Annotated in this window: 21 protein-coding genes; 7 read left to right on the top strand and 14 right to left on the bottom strand. The window is 68.9% G+C overall.

All coding sequences use genetic code 11. The features are described from left to right. Positions 1–20: 20 nt before the first annotated feature. The 3 genes from AC3A6Y_RS25250 to AC3A6Y_RS25240 all read right to left on the bottom strand — a co-directional run bounded on the left by AC3A6Y_RS25250 (position 21) and on the right by AC3A6Y_RS25240 (position 3,779). Positions 21–2,294 carry a hypothetical protein gene (locus AC3A6Y_RS25250; protein ID WP_487870984.1) on the bottom strand — a complete coding sequence of 758 codons (2,274 nt, stop codon included), beginning with the start codon at positions 2,292–2,294 and terminating at the stop codon, positions 21–23. Positions 2,295–2,359: 65 nt separating this feature from the next. After that, entirely contained in the window at positions 2,360–2,866 is a 507-nt protein-coding gene (locus AC3A6Y_RS25245; protein WP_487870983.1) for a hypothetical protein, read from the bottom strand. Between the two features lie 160 nt (positions 2,867–3,026). Continuing rightward, entirely contained in the window at positions 3,027–3,779 is a 753-nt protein-coding gene (locus tag AC3A6Y_RS25240; protein WP_487870982.1) for a TOBE domain-containing protein, read from the bottom strand. A gap of 56 nt (positions 3,780–3,835) precedes the next feature. On the opposite strand from AC3A6Y_RS25240, the gene modA reads away from it, so the two are divergent. Genes modA through modC form a run of 3 tightly spaced genes read left to right on the top strand, consistent with a single transcriptional unit; the run spans position 3,836 to position 6,373 of the window. Next, positions 3,836–4,600, top strand: coding sequence for a molybdate ABC transporter substrate-binding protein (gene modA / locus AC3A6Y_RS25235; RefSeq protein WP_487870981.1), 765 nt, complete (start codon positions 3,836–3,838; stop codon positions 4,598–4,600). A 10-nt stretch (positions 4,601–4,610) separates the two neighbouring features. Beyond that, positions 4,611–5,285, top strand: a complete 675-nt coding sequence (gene modB / locus AC3A6Y_RS25230; protein WP_487870980.1) for a molybdate ABC transporter permease subunit — start codon at positions 4,611–4,613, stop codon at positions 5,283–5,285. Beyond that, positions 5,282–6,373 (top strand): molybdenum ABC transporter ATP-binding protein, encoded by a 1,092-nt coding sequence (gene modC, locus AC3A6Y_RS25225; protein WP_487870979.1) that lies wholly within the window; start codon positions 5,282–5,284, stop codon positions 6,371–6,373. The genes modB and modC overlap by 4 nt, the downstream gene beginning before the upstream one ends. 3 nt (positions 6,374–6,376) lie before the next feature. Here the strand turns inward: modC and AC3A6Y_RS25220 are convergent, their stop codons facing one another. After that, positions 6,377–6,754: a nuclear transport factor 2 family protein gene (locus tag AC3A6Y_RS25220; RefSeq protein ID WP_487870978.1), complete on the bottom strand. Its 378-nt coding sequence runs from the start codon at positions 6,752–6,754 to the stop codon at positions 6,377–6,379. Between the two features lie 209 nt (positions 6,755–6,963). Between AC3A6Y_RS25220 and AC3A6Y_RS25215 the strand changes: the two genes are divergently transcribed. Both AC3A6Y_RS25215 and AC3A6Y_RS25210 read left to right on the top strand, forming a co-directional pair. Beyond that, complete coding sequence (locus AC3A6Y_RS25215) at positions 6,964–7,863, top strand: ketopantoate reductase family protein (protein ID WP_487870977.1); 900 nt, start codon at positions 6,964–6,966, stop codon at positions 7,861–7,863. Between the two features lie 116 nt (positions 7,864–7,979). Further along, the gene (locus tag AC3A6Y_RS25210) at positions 7,980–8,525 is read left to right on the top strand and encodes an inorganic diphosphatase (protein WP_487870976.1); all 546 of its coding nucleotides are present in this window, start codon (positions 7,980–7,982) and stop codon (positions 8,523–8,525) included. 12 nt (positions 8,526–8,537) lie between these two features. On the opposite strand, the gene AC3A6Y_RS25205 is transcribed toward AC3A6Y_RS25210, so the two are convergent. After that, positions 8,538–9,848: a D-amino acid dehydrogenase gene (locus tag AC3A6Y_RS25205; protein ID WP_487870975.1), complete on the bottom strand. Its 1,311-nt coding sequence runs from the start codon at positions 9,846–9,848 to the stop codon at positions 8,538–8,540. 130 nt (positions 9,849–9,978) lie between these two features. Here AC3A6Y_RS25205 and AC3A6Y_RS25200 point away from each other — a divergent pair, with 130 nt between their 5' ends. Further along, a complete protein-coding gene (locus AC3A6Y_RS25200) occupies positions 9,979–10,446 on the top strand; it encodes an Lrp/AsnC ligand binding domain-containing protein (protein ID WP_106555267.1) in 468 nt (155 codons plus the stop codon). 14 nt (positions 10,447–10,460) lie between these two features. On the opposite strand, the gene AC3A6Y_RS25195 is transcribed toward AC3A6Y_RS25200, so the two are convergent. The 3 genes from AC3A6Y_RS25195 to AC3A6Y_RS25185 form a co-directional block, all read right to left on the bottom strand. After that, on the bottom strand, positions 10,461–11,291 hold the full coding sequence (locus AC3A6Y_RS25195; RefSeq protein ID WP_487870974.1) for an ABC transporter substrate-binding protein: 831 nt from the start codon (positions 11,289–11,291) through the stop codon (positions 10,461–10,463). Continuing rightward, entirely contained in the window at positions 11,288–11,959 is a 672-nt protein-coding gene (locus AC3A6Y_RS25190; RefSeq protein ID WP_487871180.1) for an ABC transporter ATP-binding protein, read from the bottom strand. The genes AC3A6Y_RS25195 and AC3A6Y_RS25190 overlap by 4 nt, the downstream gene beginning before the upstream one ends. Before the next feature lie 107 nt (positions 11,960–12,066). Next, complete coding sequence (locus tag AC3A6Y_RS25185) at positions 12,067–12,816, bottom strand: ABC transporter permease (protein WP_487870973.1); 750 nt, start codon at positions 12,814–12,816, stop codon at positions 12,067–12,069. A gap of 123 nt (positions 12,817–12,939) precedes the next feature. On the opposite strand from AC3A6Y_RS25185, the gene AC3A6Y_RS25180 reads away from it, so the two are divergent. Beyond that, entirely contained in the window at positions 12,940–14,037 is a 1,098-nt protein-coding gene (locus AC3A6Y_RS25180; RefSeq protein WP_487870972.1) for a substrate-binding domain-containing protein, read from the top strand. A gap of 3 nt (positions 14,038–14,040) precedes the next feature. On the opposite strand, the gene AC3A6Y_RS25175 is transcribed toward AC3A6Y_RS25180, so the two are convergent. From AC3A6Y_RS25175 to AC3A6Y_RS25150, 6 genes are all read right to left on the bottom strand, one after another. Then, positions 14,041–14,541 carry a hypothetical protein gene (locus tag AC3A6Y_RS25175; protein WP_487870971.1) on the bottom strand — a complete coding sequence of 167 codons (501 nt, stop codon included), beginning with the start codon at positions 14,539–14,541 and terminating at the stop codon, positions 14,041–14,043. Positions 14,542–14,632: 91 nt separating this feature from the next. Continuing rightward, positions 14,633–15,085, bottom strand: coding sequence for a DUF4259 domain-containing protein (locus AC3A6Y_RS25170; protein ID WP_487870970.1), 453 nt, complete (start codon positions 15,083–15,085; stop codon positions 14,633–14,635). After that, complete coding sequence (locus AC3A6Y_RS25165; protein ID WP_487870969.1) at positions 15,082–15,999, bottom strand: DUF72 domain-containing protein; 918 nt, start codon at positions 15,997–15,999, stop codon at positions 15,082–15,084. The genes AC3A6Y_RS25170 and AC3A6Y_RS25165 overlap by 4 nt, the downstream gene beginning before the upstream one ends. 125 nt (positions 16,000–16,124) lie before the next feature. Beyond that, the gene (locus AC3A6Y_RS25160) at positions 16,125–16,871 is read right to left on the bottom strand and encodes an ABC transporter ATP-binding protein (protein WP_487870968.1); all 747 of its coding nucleotides are present in this window, start codon (positions 16,869–16,871) and stop codon (positions 16,125–16,127) included. 208 nt (positions 16,872–17,079) lie between these two features. Further along, positions 17,080–18,918 carry a branched-chain amino acid ABC transporter ATP-binding protein/permease gene (locus AC3A6Y_RS25155; protein ID WP_487870967.1) on the bottom strand — a complete coding sequence of 613 codons (1,839 nt, stop codon included), beginning with the start codon at positions 18,916–18,918 and terminating at the stop codon, positions 17,080–17,082. Next, complete coding sequence (locus tag AC3A6Y_RS25150) at positions 18,915–19,943, bottom strand: branched-chain amino acid ABC transporter permease (RefSeq protein ID WP_487870966.1); 1,029 nt, start codon at positions 19,941–19,943, stop codon at positions 18,915–18,917. The genes AC3A6Y_RS25155 and AC3A6Y_RS25150 overlap by 4 nt, the downstream gene beginning before the upstream one ends. Positions 19,944–20,098 lie beyond the last annotated feature (155 nt).

Genomic DNA, 20,098 nt, shown 5'->3' with positions numbered 1-20,098 from the left:
CTCGAGGCTCGCCGCTTCCCCTACGAATCCGCTTTAGCTTTAGACACTATTGTTGCCCAAGCTTCCTCGCCTACTCCTTTCTGTATTTCATCGGCCAAGCCGCTATCAGTGACAAGAGCCTTGGCAACCGCCACTGCCGCGTGGTCGGCAGCAAGTTCTGGATTGAACCTGCACGTAGACTCATCATCCAGGATGTCGATGAGCGCATGCGCCATAGCGATGCCCAACTTCACACGTGTGGGCATCGTGGAACGAGTCGATATCAAATCGAACGCAGCCACTCCCAGATCCTCGTCGCTCACAACGGCGCGCATGACATTGCGCACCGCCTCATCGGACAACAAGGGCAAGGGCTCCGTGGTGCCCGGCACCAGCACATCCATCATCTTGCCCAGGATTTGCATGGACACCCCCGAGTGGAATTGATTGAGCAATTCTTCCGCTCCGCCGCACACGGGATCGCCAGCGGCAGCATCGACTGCTTTGGCTGCGAACAGCCAAAGGGGATCGTGTACAAGTCCGGGCTCCAGGTTCATGAACAACAACAGCCTCCAGCCAGGGGCCCATTGACGCAAGAGTCGGGTGCAGTCAGCAAGTTGAGCGCCGAGCTGGACCCGCTTCATGCGCGCTGACATGGTTTTCATCACGCCTGTCCCCAGACCACCAGGTTCAATTCGGTCGATCGGTCCAGTTTCAGAACTCCTCACCGCGACGGTCTGGACCGCCGGCATCGCAGCCCGAAGGTCCACCCGATGCGCGAGCGCCTTGAACAGCGAGGCGACTGTGGCGGCGTCGGGTTGGTGGTGCCTCAAAAGCTTCACCACGGCTTCCGCGACGAGCTTTTGCCCTTCATTCATCGCCAGAATGACGTCGAGCTCGAAGGAAGCATCGGCACTGCAGAGCGTCGGCAGCGCATGAACCATATTGCTTTCGAGGGTGTCGACGAGGATTCCGTGTCGAAGCCCTTCAATCAGCTTCTGGATGACTGCTCGTTGATGTTCGGGCTCTGCACAAGCTGCCGAGAGAATCGTTTTGGCAGCTTCGACATAGTACGGCTCACCGGTCATCACGAGCACGGTGACCATCTCCCGCGCCACGGAAGCCTGTTTCGCCGCAAGCTCTGCATCTTTCTGCCCGATCTTCGTGATCTCGAAAGAACTTGCCTGAGCCAGGATTCCGACCTCCGCAAGTTCCAGGTGGACAGCCTTAAGCAGTGGTCTGTATGCTGCGTCGCGATTCGGCGAGTCATCTCTCAGCCCTTCGATGGCAACCTCCGGCATGCAACCCATGCCTCCCTGGATGACCAACGGATTCGCTGCCTGATCCACCGCGACGCGCAGGACTTCTCGCCGTAGGCTAGCCGGCATGTCACCGAGCAGTCTTAGGATCAGGTCTGCGTCGGGAAGCCGAGCCATCTCATCAAGTCTCGTGAGTTCCAGGTCCCCAGGCGAGCTGCCAACCCGAGCAGCGACCGCACGCAGAGCGGGCCAGATGATGCATTGCATCGCCAGAGCCCGTGGTTCAAACGCGAGACGTTGAGCGATCTGCAAAAGTGACCCCATCTCGCGCAAACACTCTGGAGTGTCCTGCTTCGAGATCCGTTCCAGCGTCGTGCGCACAGCCTCGACCAACGTGTCGTCCTTCAATGCCTCGACCATGTCCATGGTGAGTGGCGGAAACATCTCGACCAGCTTCATCCTTGCCTTGGGCGAGCAGGATGGCAGCAGTTGGAAGAACTTGGGAAGATCCGGGCGGCGCAATGCTCCGCGGGCCTCTGCGCTCAGCAACCGGTCCTTTGCACCGCCCTCATCGCTGGCCTTCACGCTGGCCTTCAGCGTGTCGATGTGATTCGAGCACAGCAGCCCACGCCGCGCCGATTGCGTGCACATGAGCATCAGCGTGCATGCCGCATTGAAGCGGCGCGCGTCCATCAGGATTCCGATGGCCTTTGCAATACCTTGACACGCTTCCTTGTCCCGCTTGTCCAGCTTCGACGACGCGGCGATATGGGAGTCTTGTACATCAAGGGCAGCGATGCCTGTCAGGCAGCGCTGCACCGCTGGCCATTCTTTGGGGCAGTCTATGAGCTGCAGAGGCTGAGGTTGCTTGGTTGGATTTCTCGGTTGGTAAGCGTCATCCCGATCGCGCTTGAGCGGATCGGCGGGCGCTTGCGCATTGGAACTGGACTGTTGGCCCCCTGCGCGGCGCTGCAGGGTCGAAGAGTGCTTCTGCCGAGTCAAGCCGCGCCGCCGCTCGGGCGCGTTGTTGGCTTTTTGCTTGCTTGCCTTGTTCATGGTGTTTGTCCATCTGAAGTGAGTAGTAGAGAAAGGGCTTGCGGGCAGGGCAGCTTCTGCCGTCCTCAGCAGCGCAGGAATGCGCCAGAGCTGATGTCGGCCAGCCCCGGGCCGGGGTGCGGCAAGGGATCGGGCGGATCGCGTTGGAGGCGGGCGACCCACGATGCGCTGGCGTGCCTGAACGCATCCACGGTCGCTGCCCATTCCGTCGGATCGCCCGGGATGGCCTTAACGAACATGCACAAGGTCAGCAAGCCCGTGCGTCGATGGACGTCGACGGCCCACTGCGCGCCCTCGCCCGCCCAGCGCACCATGACGTCCGCCACATGGCGCGGCACGTCCTCGTCGAAGGCGTCGTCCTCGTCGGCTTCCTCAATGGCCTGCAGCAGTTCCGCGCGCACATAGCCCATGCCGGCGAACAGTTCGAGCCGTCCGTCCGGCACCAGGGCGGCGTACGCCCGCAGCTGTTCGCCCGCTTCGAACACGAGGCTGCCATCAGCAACGATGCACGCGGGCGCCTGCTCCACGGAGGTCAGGTACTGATCGAGGCTGTGATGCAATTCAACGGTCATCGTGGTTTTCCCTCCCGGTGCGCACCGTGCGCCTACCATGAGTGACCGCTCTTTCGCTTCGGTTCCATGGCGATGTTCGCAGGACCGCAGCATTCTCTGAAAGCATCGCAAAGACCTGCAACGCCGCAATGACTCGGCCTGCACAAGCCGAGACTCTGATTCAGCCCGGTAGCGCCACCACAACCGCCGCCTCGTCGACGGTGGCCAGCACGCGCTGCCGCGCACGCAGCCCCGACCCGCAGGGCGCAAAGCCGACGAGCTGCAGGCCCCCTTCCAGCGCCACCGCGATCTCGTCGCCGTCCTCGCCGCGCGCCACGCCCTGCACCACGCCGGCCAGCCGGTTGCCGCGGCTGCGGCGCGGCGCGGAGGCACGCTCGACGCGCACCGCCGTCGCCTTGCACAGCGCGATGGCTGCCATGCCCTCGGCCAGGCCCAGCAGTTCGGCGCTCTCCTGAGTGATCCGCGCCGCGATCGGCAGTGCATCGCCCAGCGTCAGCTGCACGCGCACGATGCGCCCGGTGGATTCGATCGCCTGCACCGTCGCCGGCAGCTGGTTGCGCATGCTGGTGCGGATGGCGAGCCGCGCGAGCGCCGTGCCCGCACCGCCCGCACTGCTGCGCGACTGCACGTCCCGACGCGCCAGCGCGAGCGCATCGGCGAGCTCGAGCAGTTGCGCGCCGTGCGCCGTGAGCGAGGCTCCCCCGCCGCCCGCGCCGCCGACCGCCCGCTCCACCAGCGGCACGCCGGCCAGGTTGGTGAGCGTGGCCACCGCCTGCCACGCCGCCTTGTAGCTCACCGCCGCGTCGCGTGCAGCTTGCGAGATGCTGCCCGTGCGGCCGATGCCGCGCAGGATGTCGATGCGCTTGTCGCTCATGCCGTGGCCGAGCGCGTCGCCGAAGCGGGGAGATGCCATGCGCCGCATTGTGCCGCCGGGCTTACACTCGCGCTATTCCATCGATGAATAGCGCGATGACGTCCAGCCTCTTGCTCTCCCGTTCGCTCGCCGCCCTCCTCGCGCTCGGCGCGACGCTCGCCGTCCATGCGGCCGAGGTCCAGGTCGCCGTCGCGGCCAACTTCGCCGGGGCGATGAAGGCGCTGGCTGCGGACTTCGAGAAGGCGACCGGCCACAAAGCCGTTCTCGCCTCCGGCGCAACGGGCAAGTTCTACGCGCAAATCCGCAGCGGCGCCCCCTTCGACGTCTTCCTCGCGGCCGACGACGAGACGCCCGCCAGGCTCGACAAGGAAGGCGCTGCCGTGCCGGGCAGCCGCTTCACCTATGCGACCGGCAAGCTGGTCTTGTGGTCGGCCAAGCCCGACCTCGTGGACGCCAGGGGCGAGGTCCTCCAGAACGGGCGGTTCGCGCACATCGCGCTGGCCGCGCCCAAGCTCGCGCCCTACGGCTCGGCCGCGGTCGAGACGATGACACGCCTGGGCGTGCTCGCCCGGCTGGCGCCGAAGTTCGTGCAGGGCGAGAGCATCGGCCAGACCTTCGGCTTCGTTTCCAGCGGCAACGCGGAGCTCGGCTTCGTCGCGCTGTCGCAGGTGTGGGAGAAGGGCAAGCTCAAGAGCGGCTCGGCCTGGATCGTGCCGGCCGAACTGCACGCCCCTCTCCGGCAAGACGCGGTGCTGCTGGTTCGGGGCAAGGACAACGCAGCCGCCGTGGCGCTCATGGCCTTTCTCAAGTCCGACGCCGCCAAGGCGGTGATCCGCTCCTTCGGCTACGAGACGGCGTGAAACACTGCACATGACCACCGCGGCCGACCTCGGCGCCATCGTCCTCACGCTCAAGCTGGCGGCGCTCACCACGCTGATCCTGCTGCTGCTGGGCACGCCTTTGGCCTGGTGGCTGGCACGCACCCGCTCGGCGTGGAAGGGGCCGGTCGGCGCGCTGGTGGCCCTGCCGCTGGTGCTGCCGCCCACCGTGCTGGGCTTCTATTTCCTGGTGGCGATGGGGCCGAGCGGGCCGATCGGCGCGTTCACCCAATGGCTGGGCGTCGGCCTGCTGCCTTTCAGCTTCGCGGGCCTGGTGATCGGCTCGGTGGTGTATTCGATGCCCTTCGTGGTGCAGCCGATCCAGAACGCCTTCGAGGCCATGGGCAGCGAGCCGCTCGAGGCGGCGGCGACGCTGCGGGCATCGCCGCTCGACCGCTTCTTCAGCGTGGCGCTGCCGCTGGCGCGGCCCGGCTACCTCACGGCGGTGGTGATGGGCTTCGCCCACACGGTGGGCGAGTTCGGCGTGGTGCTGATGATCGGCGGCAACATTCCCGAGAAGACGCGCGTGGTGTCGGTGCAGATCTACGACCACGTGGAGGCACTGGAGTACACGCAGGCCCACTGGCTGGCCGGCGGCATGGTGGCCTTCTCGTTCCTCGTGCTGCTGGCGCTCTACGCGCTCCATCCCACGGGGCGGCGGCGATGACGGGCGATGCGGCGGCAGCCACGGGCGTGCAGGCACGCCTGAAGGTCGAGCACCCGGGCTTCTCGCTGGAGGTCGCGCTGGAGCTGCCGGGCCGCGGCGTGAGTGCGCTGTTCGGCCCCTCGGGCTGCGGCAAGACCACCTGCCTGCGCGCCATCGCGGGGCTGCAGCACGCACCGGGCGCCTTCGTGGCCGTGAACGGCGAGCGCTGGCAGGACGACACGAGCTTCGTGCCGACCCACCGGCGAGCGCTGGGCTACGTGTTCCAGGAGACGCGCCTCTTCGCGCATCTCGACGTGCGCCGCAATCTCGAATACGGCATGAAGCGGGTCGCCGCCGCGCAGCGTCGGGTGCCGCTCGAACAGGCGGTGGAACTGCTGGGCCTCGGCCCTCTGCTGGCCCGCCGGCCCGATGCGCTCTCGGGCGGCGAGCGCCAGCGCGTGGGAATCGCACGCGCACTGGCCACCAGCCCGCGGCTGCTGCTGATGGACGAGCCCCTGGCGTCGCTCGACCTGGCGCGCAAGCGCGAAATCCTGCCCTACCTCGAACGGCTCCACGCCGGGCTCGACATCCCCGTCATCTACGTGAGCCACGCGGCCGACGAGGTGGCGCGCCTGGCCGATCACCTGGTGCTGATGGAGGCCGGGCGGGTGCTGGCCAGCGGCCCCGCGAATGCGCTGATGACGCGGCTGGACCTGCCGCTGGCGCACGGCGATGCGGCCGGCGCCATCATCGACGCGACCGTCGCGGGCTTCGATGCGGCTTTCGGCCTGACGCAGCTCGCCTTCGCCGGCGGCACGCTGTGGCTGCCGCACGGCGGCACGCGCATCGGCCAGGCCGTGCGGGTGCGCATCCAGGCACGCGACGTGAGCCTCACGCTCACCCTCCAGGCGGACACCAGCGTGCTCAACATCGTGCCCGCGACCGTGGCCGATCTCGCGGAGGACGGCCCCGCGCAGGTCATGGTGGGGCTGGACGCCGGCGGCGCGCGCCTGCTCGCGCGCATCACGCGCAAGTCGGCCGCGCTGCTGCGCCTTCGCGCGGGCGCGGCCGTGCATGCACAGGTCAAGGGCGTCGCGATCGTGGAGTGAGGTTCACGCGCCGACCGGCACCTTGTCCAGGAAGCCGGTCACGACGCGCAGCTTGCCGGATTCGAGCTGCACGAAGTCCGTGCCTTCGACCAGGTCCTCGGCCCCGCTCGGTCCCAAGGTCCACGAGAAGCGCAGGTGCTCGCCGTGCGCATCGGCCTGGCCCTTGAGCTTGAAGCGGAAGCCCGGATAGCGCTGGTGCACGCCGCCGACCAGCGCGCTGATCTGCGCGTGGCCGCTGCCTTGCATCATGGGGTCGACGTAGCGCGCATCGGCGCTCCAGTGGGTTTCGAGCAGCTTCAGGCGGCGCTCGGCATCGGTCTCGTTCCAGACGGCGATGTACTGTTCGGCGATGCGTGCGGCATCGGGTGCGGCGGTGTTCATGGTGGCGATTCCTTTCGTCTTGAAGGCCCGCAACGGCGCGGGGTGAACGAATGGTCGCCGCGGACGCGCCGCGGGTCGATGACGTGGGAGGTCATGGCGGGCGGTGCCGCCCTCGCCGGTCCCCATGGCGGGCCAGCCGATCGTGCCCGGGATCACCATGGCCGCGGAGAGCGCACTACCATGCACCCAGTTCGTCGACGGAGCAGGTCATGAGGATTGCGGTGATGGGCGCGGGTGCGGTGGGTTGCTACTACGGCGGCATGCTGGCGCGCGCGGGACATTCGGTCGTGCTGGTCGGGCGGCCGCAGCATGTGGAGGCGATCCGTCGCGACGGCTTGCTGCTGGACACGCAGTCCTTCCAGGCCCGGGTGCCGATGGAGGCCAGCACCGAGGTCGATGCGGTGCGCGACGCCCGGCTGGTGCTCTTCTGCGTGAAGTCCACCGACACCGAGAGCGCCGCCGCGGCAATGCGCCCGCACCTGGCGCCCGATGCCCTGGTGCTCACGCTGCAGAACGGCGTCGACAACGCGACGCGCCTGCAGGCCGCGCTGGCGCAGGAGGTCGCGGCGACGGTGGTCTACGTGGCCACCGAAATGGCCGGGCCGGGCCACGTCAAGCACCACGGGCGCGGCGAGCTGGTCATCGCGCCCTCGACCAAGAGCGCCGAAGTCGCCGAGCTGCTGATCGCCGCCGGCGTGCCCACGCAGATCTCGGACAACGTGACCGGCGCGCTTTGGGCCAAGCTGATCCTCAACTGCGCCTACAACGCGCTGTCGGCGATCACGCAGCTGCCTTACGGCCGCATCTCGCAGGGCGAAGGCGTGCAGGCCGTGATGGGCGACGTGGTGCGCGAATGCCTCGCCGTGGCCGAGGCCGGCGGCGTGACGATCCCCGGCGACACCTGGGCCGCCGTGCAGCGCATCGCCGAGACCATGCCGTCGCAGTTCTCCTCCACCGCACAGGACCTGGCACGCGGCAAGCGCAGCGAAATCGACCACCTCAACGGCTACGTGCTGCGACAGGGCGAAGTCCTGGGCGTCGCCACGCCGGTCAACCGCGTCCTGCACACCTTGGTGAAGTTGCTCGAGGCGCGCGCAGCGGCGGCGTGACGCGGGCCGGCCGGCCCGGGGCAGGTTCGGATTTTTCCTTCATCGAGCCGGGTCATCGTCTGCCTGCCGCGCAGCGGCTGAACGCCCAGTGTGCAGGCATCAGAAAGGCCGCAACCATGAGCGCGACGCCGAAACCGCTGCCCCTGCATCGCCTGCCGCTTCGCGATCACGACGGCGAGTTTCGCGTCGTGATCGAGGCCAACCAGGGCTCGCGCAACAAGCTCAAGTACGACCCGCAACGCGCCATGATGGAGCTCCATCTCGTGCTGCCGCTCGGCGTGGCTTTTCCTTATGACTTCGGCTTCCTCCCGAGCACGCTGGGCGCCGATGGCGATCCGCTGGACGCGCTCGTGCTCATGGACGAATCGGTGCCGCCGGGCGCGGTGGTGCCCTGCCGTCTCGTCGGCGTGATCGAGGCCGAACAGACAAAGAAGAAGAAAAAGACCAGGCGCAACGATCGCTTCCTGCTGGTCGCGAGCTCGTCGCACCGCTTCCGGAACTGCAAGGACCTGGCCGATATCTCGGCGGATGTGCTGGACGAGATCGAGCGCTTCTTCGAGTTCTACAACAAGCAGAAGGGCGTGGACTTCCGCCCGATCGGGCGCTACGGAAGGAACAAGGCCGAGGCGCTGCTCAAGGCGGGCGAACGCGAAGCCGCTTGACGGAATGCCCGGTCAGGCGGGTGCGCCGCTCGGTGCCGCGCCCAGTGCGCGCCGCGGCTCGGCCGCGCCGTAGCGGTCCATGGCGAGGCCGTCGGTGCGGATGTCCGGCCGCCGTCCCATCACCTGGTCCGCCACCAGCTTGCCGGAGCCGCAGGCCATGGTCCAGCCCAGCGTGCCGTGGCCGGTGTTCAAGTACAGGTTCGAGAACGGCGTGGGGCCGATGATCGGCGTGCTGTCGGGCGTCATCGGGCGCAGGCCGGTCCAGAAACTGGCGCGCGGCAGGTCGCCGCCCGGGAACAGCTCGCCGACCACGCGCTCGAGCGTGGCGCGCCGCTGCGGGTTCAGGCGCAGGTCGAAGCCGGCCAGCTCGGCCATGCCGCCCACGCGGATGCGGTCGTCGAAGCGCGTGATGGCGATCTTGAAGGTCTCGTCGAGCACGGTGGATTGCGGCGCCAGCGTGGGGTCGAGCAGCGGCACGGTCAGCGAATAGCCCTTGACCGGATAGACCGGAATGTGCAGCCCCAGCGGGGCAATCAGCGCGCGCGAATAGCTGCCGAAGGCGAGCACATAGCGGTCGGCCTTGAGCACCTCCGCCTTGGGCCCGGCCAGCCGCACGCCGGCAATGCGGCCGCCTTCGGTGAGCAGGCTCTCGACGGCCTCCTCGAAGCGGAAGCTCACGCCCAGCCCGCGCGCCACCTCGGCCAGGCCACGGGTGAACAGATGGCAGTCGCCGGTCTCGTCGTTCGGCAGGCGCAGGCCGCCGGCCAATTGCCCTGCGCTGCGCGCCAGTGCGGGCTCGACCGCGGCGAGCTGGTGGCGGTCGAGCAATTCGAAGGGCACGCCGCATTCCTGCAGCACCGCGACATCGCGCTGCACCGCATCGAGCTGCGCCTGCGTGCGGAACAGCTGCAGGGTGCCTTGCGTTCGGTGCTCGTAGCGCACGCCGGTCTGCGCACGCAGCTCGCGCAGGCAGTCGCGGCTGTACTCGGCCACGCGCATCATCCGTTCCTTGTTGGTCGCGTAGCGTTCGGGCGAGCAGTTCTTCAGCATCGCGGCCATCCAGCGCAGCTGGAACAGGCTGCCATCGGGCCGGATCGCCAGCGGCGCGTGCTTCTGGAACATCCACTTGAGCGCCTTGAGCGGAATGCCCGGCGCGGCCCAGGGGGTGGAATAGCCCGGCGAGACCTGGCCTGCATTGGCGAAGCTGGTCTCCAACGCGGGACCGCCCTGGCGATCGACCAGCGTGACGTCGGCGCCGGCGCGCGCCAAATAGTAAGCCGTCGTGATACCGATGACGCCGCCGCCCAGAACAATCACTTTCATTGAAAGACCCCGTCGACTTCAAGAGAGAAGCCAAGGTTATTCATGTTCTTGCCATAAACTTCACTCAAATATGGCGGCATACCAGTGTTTCTTGCTGCCGTCACGGCCCCAGGGCGCCTGCAGGAGTGAAATGACCGAACTCGACCGCACCGACCGCAAAATCCTCGACATCCTCCAGCGCCAGGGCCGCATCCCCATGACCGAGCTGGCGCAGCAAATCGGCCTGTCGACCTCGCCCTGTACCGAGCGCGTGCGGCGGATGGAGCGCGAAGGTGTCATCACCGGCTACCACGCCCGCATCGATCCGCAGGCCATCGGCAAGACCTTGCTGGTGTTCGTGGAGATCACGCTGTCGTCGAAGTCGGCCGACGTCTTCGACAAGGTGCGCACCGAGCTGTTGCATGTGCCGGAGGTGATGGAATGCCACCTGGTGTCGGGCGGCTTCGACTACCTGGTGAAGGCGCGGCTGCGCGCGATGAGCGACTATCGGCGCCTGCTCGGCGACCTGCTGAAGAAGCTGCCCGTCACGGCCGAGTCGAACAGCTACGTGGTGATGGAAGAAGTGAAGGAAAGCCTGTACCTGCCGCTGGACCGGTGAGCCGCGACATTGCCCTATGGGCTGGCCGCATTCGGGAAGAACAGCTGCTCGCCGCCGATCTTGTAGCTCGCGATGCTCGACTGCCCCGCCGGCGAGATCACCCAGTCAACGAACTTCTGCGCAGCGGCGCCGTTGAGCTGCGGAAACTTCGAGGGGTTCACCACCATCACGCCGTACTGGTTGAAGAGCCGCTTGTCGCCCTCCACCAGCACCGCCAGGTCGGCGCGGTTCTTGAAGCTGAGCCAGGTGCCGCGGTCGGCCAGCACGTAGGCGCCGCTGGAGGCCGCAATGTTGAGCGCCGGCCCCATGCCGCAGCCGCACTCCTTGTAGCCCGTGCCCTTCTTGTCGTTGGCCACCGGCTGGCCCGCCCCGGCCAGGCCGGTCTGCGTCCAGAGCCGGCGCTCGGCGGCGTCGGTGCCGCTCTTGTCGCCGCGCGAGACGAAGGCGGCGTTGGCCGCAGCCACCTTCTTCAGCGCCACGGCGATGTCCTTGCCCTTCGCCGCCGCCGGATCGTTCTTCGGCCCGATCAGCACGAAGTCGTTGTACATGACCTCGAAGCGCTTCGCGGCGAAGCCTTCGGCGACGAACCTCTCCTCCGCCGCGGTGTCGTGCACGAAGAGCACGTCGGCATCGCCGCGCCTGGCCATGTCGATGGCCTGCCCGGTGCCGACCGCCACCACCTTGACGTCGATGCTGCTGGCCTGCCTGAAGGCCGGCAGCAGGTGCGCGAACAGGCCCGACTGCTCGGTCGAGGTGGTGGACGCCATGGTGATCGTCTCGGCCTGCGCCGCGGCGCCGGCCGCCGCCAGGACGAGTGCCGCCGCCACGAACTCGAATGCCTTCATGCCAGCTCTCCTTTGACAAATTGGCGGGCTTCCTCGGGGAGAGGCCCGTTGAAGAAATCATGGACCGGCAGGTCCGCCAGCACCCGGCCGTGCTCGAGGTAGACCACGCGGCTCGCGAGCCGCTTCACCTGGCCCAGGTTGTGGCTCGCGAACACCAGCGTGCGGCCCTGTGCCGCGTCGGCGATGAGGGCCTCGACCTCGCGCTTGGCCGTCGGGTCCAGGCTGGCGGTCGGCTCGTCCAGCAGCAGCACCGCCGGCTTGAGCGCCCAGGCGCGCGCCAGCGCCATGCGCTGCTGCTGCCCGCCCGACAACGTGCGCGCATTGCGCCCGGCCACCTCGGCCAGGCCGACCCGGCCCAGCGCCGTCACCGCCTCGCGCTGCGCGTCGCGCCACCGCGCGCCGTGCAGCCAGAGCGCCAGCGCGACGTTGTTGCGCACGCTCATGCGCAGCATGTGCGGACGCTGGAACAGCATCGCCTGCGCCTGCGGCGGCACCGCGTTGACGAAGGCGCCGCCCGCATGCGGCAACAGGCCGTGCAGCACACGCAGCAGCGTGCTCTTGCCGCTGCCGTTGGCGCCGATCAGCGCGACCCGTTCGCCGGCATGGATGGACAGCGTGACGCCGGCGAGCGCCGGCACGCGGCCGTAGCGCACGTCGATGTCGCGCAGGGCGAAGAGCGCCGCGCCGGCCGTGGCCGCTGCTTCCGGCGCATCGCCGCTTCGCGCGGCCACCACGCGAAGGCGGGCGCGCCCATCGCCATGCGGCCGGATGCTGCTCACGAGACCACCTCCGCCCGCCGCAGCCCCGCCGCGTCGACCGCGCCGCCATCGACCCGCTCGCGCCAGCCGCGCAGTGCGCTGATGGCAAGGTTGAGCAGCAGCACCACCCCCAGCAGCACCAGGCCCAATGCCAGCGCCAGCGGCAGATCGCCCTTGCTGGTCTCCAGCGCGATGGCGGTGGTCATGACGCGCGTGAAGCCGTCGATGTTGCCGCCCACGACCATCACCGCGCCGACCTCCGACACGGCGCGGCCGAAGGCGGCGATCAGCACGGTGACCAGTGCATAGCGCTCGTCCCACACCAGCAGCAGCGCCCGCGCCAGCGAATGCGCGCCCAGCGAGCGTAACTGCTCGCCATGGGCGCGGTCCGCATCCTCGATGGCCTGGCGCGTGAGCGCCGTGACCACCGGCAGCACCAGCAGCGCCTGCGCCAGCACCATCGCCTTGAAGGTGAAGAGCCAGCCCAGGAAGCCGAGCGGCCCCGAGCGCGACAGGAGCAGATAGATCACCAGCCCCACCACCACCGAGGGAAGCGCCAGCAGCGTGTTGAGCAGCGTGAGCAGCAGGCCGCGGCCGGCGAAGCGCGCGACGGCGAGCCAGGCGCCGAGCAGCAGGCCGAGCCCGCAGGCCAGCGCGCAGGCCGCGGCGCTGACGGCCAGCGAGCGGCCGACGATGCCGAGCAGAACGGGATCGCCGGAAACCAGCAGTTGCCACGCGGCGATGGCGCTGTCTGTGAAGGTGTTCATGGGGGCGTGACGGTCAAGTCGCCAGTATCGGCAAGCTGGGCCTCCCAACTTATGCAAACACTTGCATAGGTGACGGACGACCTTTGCATAATCCTTGGCGCCACTCCGCCTTCCGCTTCCAACGTGCAACAGATCGAACTGTCTTACGCCATCGCCCCGCGCCGGAGCGGCCGTACGCTGATCCGCAATCCGCTGATGGAGCTCTTGCACGCGGTGCGCGAGCACGGCTCCATCTCCTCCGCGGCGCGGGCGCTCGGCCTGTCGTACCGCCACGTCTGGGGCGAGCTCAGGCGCTGGGAGCAGAACCTCGGGCATCCGCTCGTGAGCGGCGAGCAGGGCCGCTCGGCGCAGCTGTCCGAGTTCGGCGACAAGCTGCTGTGGGCCGAGCGCCAGGCGCAGGCCCGGCTCGCGCCGCAGATCGAGGCCCTGCATGCGGACCTGGAACGCGCCTTCGCCATGGCCTTCGACGACAGCCTGCATGTGCTCAGCCTGCACGCGAGCCACGACGATGCGCTGGTTCTGCTGCGCGCCCACGCGGCCGAGCGCGCGCGGCTGCAGCTCGACATCCGCTTCACCGGCAGCGTGGACGCGATCAGCGGCCTCAACCAGGGGCGCTGCGTGATGGCGGGCTTCCATACCCTGGAGCGGCCGCCGGCCGGTTCGCTCGCGCAACGCACCTACAAGCCGCTGCTCAAGCCCGGGCTGCACAAGATCATCGGCTTCGCCCGCCGCACCCAGGGCCTGATCGTCGCGCCCGGCAATCCGCTGGGCCTGCGCGGCATCGCCGATGTCGCGCAGCGGCGCGCGCGCTACGTGAACCGCGCCCTCGGCACCGGCACGCGCGTGCTGCTCGACGAGCTGCTGGCGCAGGAGGGGCTGGGCCCGGATGCGCTCGAGGGCTACGAACGCGACGAGCCTTCGCACGCGGCCGTTGCGCACGCGGTGGCCTCGGGCCGCGCCGATGCCGGCTTGGGCATCGAATCGGCGGCGCGCGGCCCGGGCCTGGGCTTCGTGCCGCTCGTGAACGAGCGCTACCACCTGGCCTGCCTCAAGTCGGCGCTGGAGCAGCCGGCCGTCCAGGCCCTGCTGGTGCTGCTGCGCAGCGCGGCCTGGCGGCACCAGCTCGGCACGCTCGCCGGCTACGAGAGCGCCGGCAGCGGCGAGGTGCAATCGCTGAGCGCGCTGCTGCCGTGGTGGAGCTTCAAGGCGCCGAAGCGCTAGGGGTCAGTCCAGCTTGCGGTCCTCGCGCTTGGCTTCTGCCATGGCCTCGGGCTCCAGCTCTTCGGCCGATCGATTGAGGTGGACGAACAGGCCCCATCCCGCCAGCAGCAGCCCGACCGAACACACCATGCCGCTCGCATAGAGCAGCTGCGCCGGGTCGTCATGCGCCCTGAAGGTCGCGACCAGCCCTTCCACCGCCAGCGCGACCACGATGACCACCATGAAGCGCGACAGAAAACGCCGCACGCGGGTGGGCGCGCCGATGTGGGCGTCGCGCACCACTTCTTCCTCCGTGATGGTCTGCGCCACCTGCAGCGCAACCACCCCCGCTGCCAGCAGGCCGACCGCCTCGATGATCACTTCCGCCGCTGCGCGATCGAGGCCCTGGGCGAACGCCGACCAGCCGATGCGCGCCGACACCACGATCAACATCAGCGCGGCGCAGGCAAAGAGAAGCGCCATGAAGGCATGAATGCCGGAAAACACGCGCAGTAGCCATTTCATCGCCGGGCTTCCACTTGTTCTCGAATGGTGCAGTGTGGCGCCCTTTGCGACGCGCCGGTGTCAGCCGGCGCCCCCCGTTTTGGGGAGCGCCCTAGCGCCGAAGACGCGCCGCCAGCTGCCGCATGCCGGTCGACCAGCGGTTCGGCTTCTCGTCGGCCCACTGCTGCGCGAGCTCGGAAACGGCAGGGTCCGCGACCCGTTCCACGGCGCGTACCGCGGCCGGCGCCAGCGCACGCAGCTGCTCGCGCGGCATCGCGGCCAGGCACGGCACCGCCTTCGGCGCTGCGCTGCTGCCGAGGGCGCCGGCAATCAGTTCGCCGGCCGCCACCGCCATTGCGCCGTCATCGGCATCGACGAAGCTCGCGACCAGCGCCAGCTCGATGGCCTGCGAGACCCGCTCCGCATCTGCCGAGCGCGTGCATTCCGCCAGGAAGTCCTGCGCCGCATCGTTGTCGAAGGCGCCCTCGCCCCAGGCGCCCGCGTGCGCCGAAACAGTCAGCACATACGCGAGAGCGGCGGCGCAGGCAGGCTTGCGACAAATCATGCAGCGAATTCTCCATCAGGCCCCAGCCCCGTCGGCACGCCCAGCCGCAGCGCCAGGTTCGCCGCGTCGTAGGGCGCATGCACCTTGATGTCGTTGTCGAAGTAGCAGTACACGTCGCGCCGGGCGCGGCGCGGTGCGGCGCGGCCCGAGGCCCGGCGTGCATCCTTCACCTGGCGGCCCTGGCGCCACGCGTCGATCCGCGCGGCCCAGCGGTCGAGCGCGGCATCGTCGTAGCCGCTTGCATAGAGCTCCTTGTCCCCGTGCAGCCGCAGGTACACGAAGTCCGCGGTCAAATCCTCGAGCAGGGGCCAGCGCCCGGCCGTGTCGGCGACCACCAGGGCGATCTCATGGCGGCGCAGCTGGGCAACGAAGGCCGCGTCGACGAAGCTCGGATGTCGCACTTCCACCGCGTGCCGCAGCGGCCGTTTCGCGGAACGCTTGAGCCAGGTGCGGCCCTCGAGCCGATCGTCGTGCAGGCGCGCGAGGGCCAGGGCCGAACTCGTGTCGCGTGGCAGCAGCGAGAAGAAGTCGTCGAGCCGCTCCGGCTCGTAGGCCATCGAAGGTGGCAGCTGCCACAGCATCGGCCCCAGCTTGGCGCGCAGCGCCAGGACGCCCGATGCCAGGAAGTTCGCCAAGGCAGTGCGTACGTCCTTGAGCCGCAGCATGTGGGTGATGTAGCGCGAGCCCTTGACCGCGAAGACGAAGCCCTCCGGCGTCTCGTCGTACCAGCCCAGGTACGACTCGGGCCGCTGCAGTGAGTAGAAGGAGCCGTTGAGCTCGATGGTGGGCAGCATGCGCGAGGCGAAGGCAAGCTCCTGGCGCTGTGGCAGTCCTTTGGGATAGAACTTGCCGCGCCAGGGCGCATAGCGCCAGCCCGAGATGCCGACGCGGGTCTCGCCGGGGCTTCCAGCCATGATTTCCCGGCCTCCGCAAAGAGGCCTTCGCGTGCGGGCCCGCGCGGGATGCCGGGCCTCGGCGCGCGATTCTGTGCCGCGGCACGGCCCCGCAGTGAAGGACAAGGCCGCGCCTGCTGCGCCTGCTATTCGACCTTGTCGGCGCGCGCCCCCAGCCCCAGGTAGGTGTCGATGATCCGGCGGTCGTGCAGCAGTTCCGAGGCCGCGCCCTGCAGCGCGACCGCGCCCATTTCCAGCACATAGGCCCGGTCCGCAACCTGCAGGGCGGCCCGCGCGTTCTGCTCCACCAGCAGCACCGACACCCCGTGCTTGCGCAGCGAAGACACCACCTGCAGCACCTCGCGCACGATCAGCGGCGCCAGGCCCAGCGAGGGCTCGTCCAGCATCAGGAGGCGCGGGCGCGCCATCAGCGCGCGGCCGATCGCCAGCATCTGCCGCTCGCCGCCGGAGAGCGTGGAGGCCAGCTGCGCGCGGCGCTCGGCCAGGCGCGGGAAGATCGCGAAGACCTCGTCCATGCGCTGGCGCTGGTCGCGCTCGCCGCGCCACCAGCGCGAGAAGCCGCCCAGGAGCAGGTTGTCCTCGACCGGCATCTCGCCGAAGAGCTCGCGCTTCTCGGGCACCAGGCCGACGCCGCGCGCCACCATCGCTTCCACGCTGATGCGCGTCATGGCCTCCCCGCCCAGCAGCACCCGGCCGCGCGAAGGCAGAAGGCCCATGGCCGCGCACAGCAGCGTGGTCTTGCCGGCGCCGTTGGGGCCGATCACGGTGACGATCTCGCCGGTGTCGACGCGCAGGTCGACGTGGTGCACGGCTTCGACGGGGCCGTAGGAGACGCAGAAGTCTTCGAGCTGGAGCAGGGGGGAGGAATTCATTGGGTCATCCTCTTCGGAGCCTGTTGCTCCTGGCGACGCAAAAGAAAGTGACTCGCCCGCCGGGGCGACATCCCGGCTCCAGCCTTGGAACAGGCGCAACACCCAATCAAGCGCCCAAAGCCCTCACCCCAGCCATCTCCCCAGCCATCTCCCGCAAGCGGAAAAGGGTCAGGCAGAGGAAGCACGACAACCGAAATCCAAGCGAAACTCATGCAGTCTGCTCCACAAGGCCTTCGTTCGCGGGCTCGTCTACCCCGCCCAGATAGGCATCCAGCACCTTGGGATCGCGCTGCACCTCGGCCGGCGTGCCGCGCGCGATGACGGCGCCGAACTCCAGCACGGTGACGCGGTCGGCCAGGTTCATCACGAACTCCATGTCATGCTCCACCACCAGGATGCCCAGGCCCTCGGCCCGCAGCTGGTCGAGCAAGGTGGCGAGCGCACGTTTCTCCAGATGGCGCAGGCCGGCCGCGGGCTCGTCCAGCAGCAGCACCGCGGGCTGGCCCGCCAGGGCGCGCGCGATCTCGACCACGCGCTGCTGGCCCAGCGCCAGCGAGCCCGCCAGCACTTCCGCGAATTCGCCGAGTCCGCAGCGCTCGATCTGCCGGCGCGCCTGCGCGAGCAGCGCGGCCTCTTCGGCACGGTCCAGCCGCAGCATCGAGGCGATCCAGCCGCGCTGTCCGCGCCGGTGCGCACCCAGCGCGACGTTCTCGATCACGCGGCGCTGCCCCAGCAGGCGCACATGCTGGAAGGTGCGGCCCAGGCCCAGCGCCGCGAAATCGCGCGAGGGCTTGCCGGTCATCGGCCGGTCCATCAGCCGCACTTCGCCTTCGGTCGGATCGTCGACCCCCGAGATCATGTTGAAGAAGGTGCTCTTGCCCGCCCCGTTGGGCCCGATCAGCGCATGGATCTCGCCGGCCTTCACGTCGAGGCCGACGGCATCGTTGGCCACCAGGCCGCCGAAGCGCTTGGTGACGGCCTTGGCCTCCAGCACGACCTGCCCGCGCGGCGGCAAGGCGGTTTCGGGCAGCGCCAGCACATGGCGCGGCGCACGCGCTGCAGCAGGCTTCAGGAAGCGGTTGACGAGCCGCGCAAGGGTCGGCCACAGCCCGTCGGCGAAGCGCTGCAGCACCACCAGCATCAGCAGGCCGAACACGATCACCTCGAAGTTGCCGCTCGATCCGAGCAGGCTGGGCAGGATGTCCTGCAACTGCTCCTTCAGCAGGGTGATCAGCGCCGCGCCCAGCACCGCGCCCCACAGGTGGCCCGCGCCGCCGACCACCGCCATGAACAGGTACTCGATGCCGATGTTGAGGTTGAAGGGCGTGGGGTTGATGAAACGCTGCAGGTGCGCGTAGAGCCAGCCCGACACCGCCGCGAGCAGCGCCGCGAGCACGAACACCTTGATGCGGTAGCGGCCGGTGTCCACGCCCATCGACTCGGCCATCACCCGGCCACCCTTGAGCGCGCGGATGGCGCGGCCCTCGCGCGAGTCGAGCAGGTTGTGCAGCGCCCACAGCGCCAGCAGCAGCACGCCCCAGATGACCAGGCCCAGCGAGCGCGGCGATGCGAAGGAGACGCCGGCGACCACGATCGCCGGCACGCCCGCCACGCCCGTGTGGCCGCCGAGGAACTCGAGGTTGCCGAACAGGAAGTAGAAGCTCAGCCCCCAGGCGATGGTGCACAGCGGAAGGTAGTGGCCCGACAGCCGCAGCGTGATCGCGCCCAGGCCCCAGGCGATGAGAAAAGTCACGGCGATGCCGAACAGCAGGCCGATCCACGGCAGCAACGCCGGGCTGATGCCGCCCAGCGCCGAGGCGACCATCGGCGACGTGCAGATCCATGCGGTCGCATAGGCGCCGGTGCCGACGAAGGCAGCCTGGCCGAAGGAGGTCATGCCGCCCACGCCGGTGAGCATGACGAGGCCGGCCGCGACCAGCGCGTAGAGGCCGATGTAGCTGAGCACCGTGACCGAGAAGTCCGGCAGGAAGCCCCACACCGCCGCGAGCGCGACGATGAAGGCCAGCGTCAAGTGCCGCCGCGTCATTCTTCGTCCTCCACATGGCGGCTGCTGAGCGAGCGCCACCACAGCACGGGAATGATCAGCGTGAAGACGAACACCTCCTTGAAGGCGCTGGCCCAGAAGGAAGAGAAGGCCTCCAGCTGGCCGACGATCAGCGCGCCCACCAGCGCCAGCGGGTAGCTGGCCAGCCCGCCGACGATGGCGGCGACAAAGCCCTTCAGCCCGATCAGGAAGCCGGTGTCGTAGTAGATGGTCGTGATCGGCGCGATGAGCAGGCCCGAGACCGCGCCGATCGCCGCCGCCAGCGCGAAGCTCAGGTCGCCCGAGAGGCCGGTGGGGATGCCCATCAGCCGCGCGCCCACGCGGTTGATGGCGGTGGCGCGCAGTGCCTTGCCCACGATCGAGCGTTCGAAGAACAGGAACATCAGCACCACCAGTGCCGCCGTGACGGCCACCACCACCAGCGCCTGGCCGGTGATCGCGACCCCGCCCAGGTCCAGCCGCATCTCCGAGAAGGCCGGCGTGCGCGAGCCCTCGGCACCGAAGAAGAGCAGCCCCAGCCCCACCAGCACGCCATGCAGCGCCACCGAGACGATCAGCAGCGTCAGCACGGTCGCGTCGGCCAGCGGGCGGTAGGCCAGGCGGTAGAGCAGCGGGCCCAGCGGCACGATCACGGCGAGCGCGGCCAGCGTCTGGGTGAACTGCGATTCGGGCCGCAGCAGCAGCACCAGCGCGCAGGCCACCAGCGGCAGCACCACGCACCACGCCAGGGTCGAGGCCCAGTCCACAGGCGCGCCGCGCTTCCAGCGCCACAGCTCCACGACCAGCGCCGCGGCTGCCAGCACCAGCAGCAGCCACAGCGTGGCCGGCACGCGGCCGGCCTGCAGCGCCACCACCGACAGCGCGCTGAAGGCCACGAACTCCCCTTGCGGGATGAAGATGACGCGGGTCACGGAGAACACCAGCACCAGCGCCAGCGCCATGAGCCCGTAGATCGCCCCGTTGACGATACCGTCCTGCCCCAGGATCAGGGCGATTTGCATGTCCATGCGGTTCCTCGACCACGACGTATGAAGCCGCGCAAGTCATTCGGGGAACACCGCGGAACCGGCCTTGGCCTGTCCTGAGCCTGGCGAAGGGCCGGGCCGCTGGTGTTGCCCCCGGAAGGGGGTGGGCGGCTACACGAAGTGAGCCAACCTGGGGG

The sequence above is a fragment of the Variovorax sp. Soil_C_17 genome, from assembly GCF_057657265.1.
The sequence above is the reverse complement of the archived record's forward strand: the minus strand, read 5'-3'. Positions and strand labels throughout refer to the sequence as shown.

Coding starts and splice junctions, on each gene's coding strand:
- AC3A6Y_RS25250 (WP_487870984.1), bottom strand. CDS start 2,294: ATGAACAAGGCAAGCAAGCAAAAAGCCAACAACGCGCCCGAGCGGCGG.
- AC3A6Y_RS25245 (WP_487870983.1), bottom strand. CDS start 2,866: ATGACCGTTGAATTGCATCACAGCCTCGATCAGTACCTGACCTCCGTG.
- AC3A6Y_RS25240 (WP_487870982.1), bottom strand. CDS start 3,779: ATGGCATCTCCCCGCTTCGGCGACGCGCTCGGCCACGGCATGAGCGAC.
- modA (WP_487870981.1), top strand. CDS start 3,836: ATGACGTCCAGCCTCTTGCTCTCCCGTTCGCTCGCCGCCCTCCTCGCG.
- modB (WP_487870980.1), top strand. CDS start 4,611: ATGACCACCGCGGCCGACCTCGGCGCCATCGTCCTCACGCTCAAGCTG.
- modC (WP_487870979.1), top strand. CDS start 5,282: ATGACGGGCGATGCGGCGGCAGCCACGGGCGTGCAGGCACGCCTGAAG.
- AC3A6Y_RS25220 (WP_487870978.1), bottom strand. CDS start 6,754: ATGAACACCGCCGCACCCGATGCCGCACGCATCGCCGAACAGTACATC.
- AC3A6Y_RS25215 (WP_487870977.1), top strand. CDS start 6,964: ATGAGGATTGCGGTGATGGGCGCGGGTGCGGTGGGTTGCTACTACGGC.
- AC3A6Y_RS25210 (WP_487870976.1), top strand. CDS start 7,980: ATGAGCGCGACGCCGAAACCGCTGCCCCTGCATCGCCTGCCGCTTCGC.
- AC3A6Y_RS25205 (WP_487870975.1), bottom strand. CDS start 9,848: ATGAAAGTGATTGTTCTGGGCGGCGGCGTCATCGGTATCACGACGGCT.
- AC3A6Y_RS25200 (WP_106555267.1), top strand. CDS start 9,979: ATGACCGAACTCGACCGCACCGACCGCAAAATCCTCGACATCCTCCAG.
- AC3A6Y_RS25195 (WP_487870974.1), bottom strand. CDS start 11,291: ATGAAGGCATTCGAGTTCGTGGCGGCGGCACTCGTCCTGGCGGCGGCC.
- AC3A6Y_RS25185 (WP_487870973.1), bottom strand. CDS start 12,816: ATGAACACCTTCACAGACAGCGCCATCGCCGCGTGGCAACTGCTGGTT.
- AC3A6Y_RS25175 (WP_487870971.1), bottom strand. CDS start 14,541: ATGAAATGGCTACTGCGCGTGTTTTCCGGCATTCATGCCTTCATGGCG.
- AC3A6Y_RS25170 (WP_487870970.1), bottom strand. CDS start 15,085: ATGATTTGTCGCAAGCCTGCCTGCGCCGCCGCTCTCGCGTATGTGCTG.
- AC3A6Y_RS25165 (WP_487870969.1), bottom strand. CDS start 15,999: ATGGCTGGAAGCCCCGGCGAGACCCGCGTCGGCATCTCGGGCTGGCGC.
- AC3A6Y_RS25160 (WP_487870968.1), bottom strand. CDS start 16,871: ATGAATTCCTCCCCCCTGCTCCAGCTCGAAGACTTCTGCGTCTCCTAC.
- AC3A6Y_RS25155 (WP_487870967.1), bottom strand. CDS start 18,918: ATGACGCGGCGGCACTTGACGCTGGCCTTCATCGTCGCGCTCGCGGCG.
- AC3A6Y_RS25150 (WP_487870966.1), bottom strand. CDS start 19,943: ATGGACATGCAAATCGCCCTGATCCTGGGGCAGGACGGTATCGTCAAC.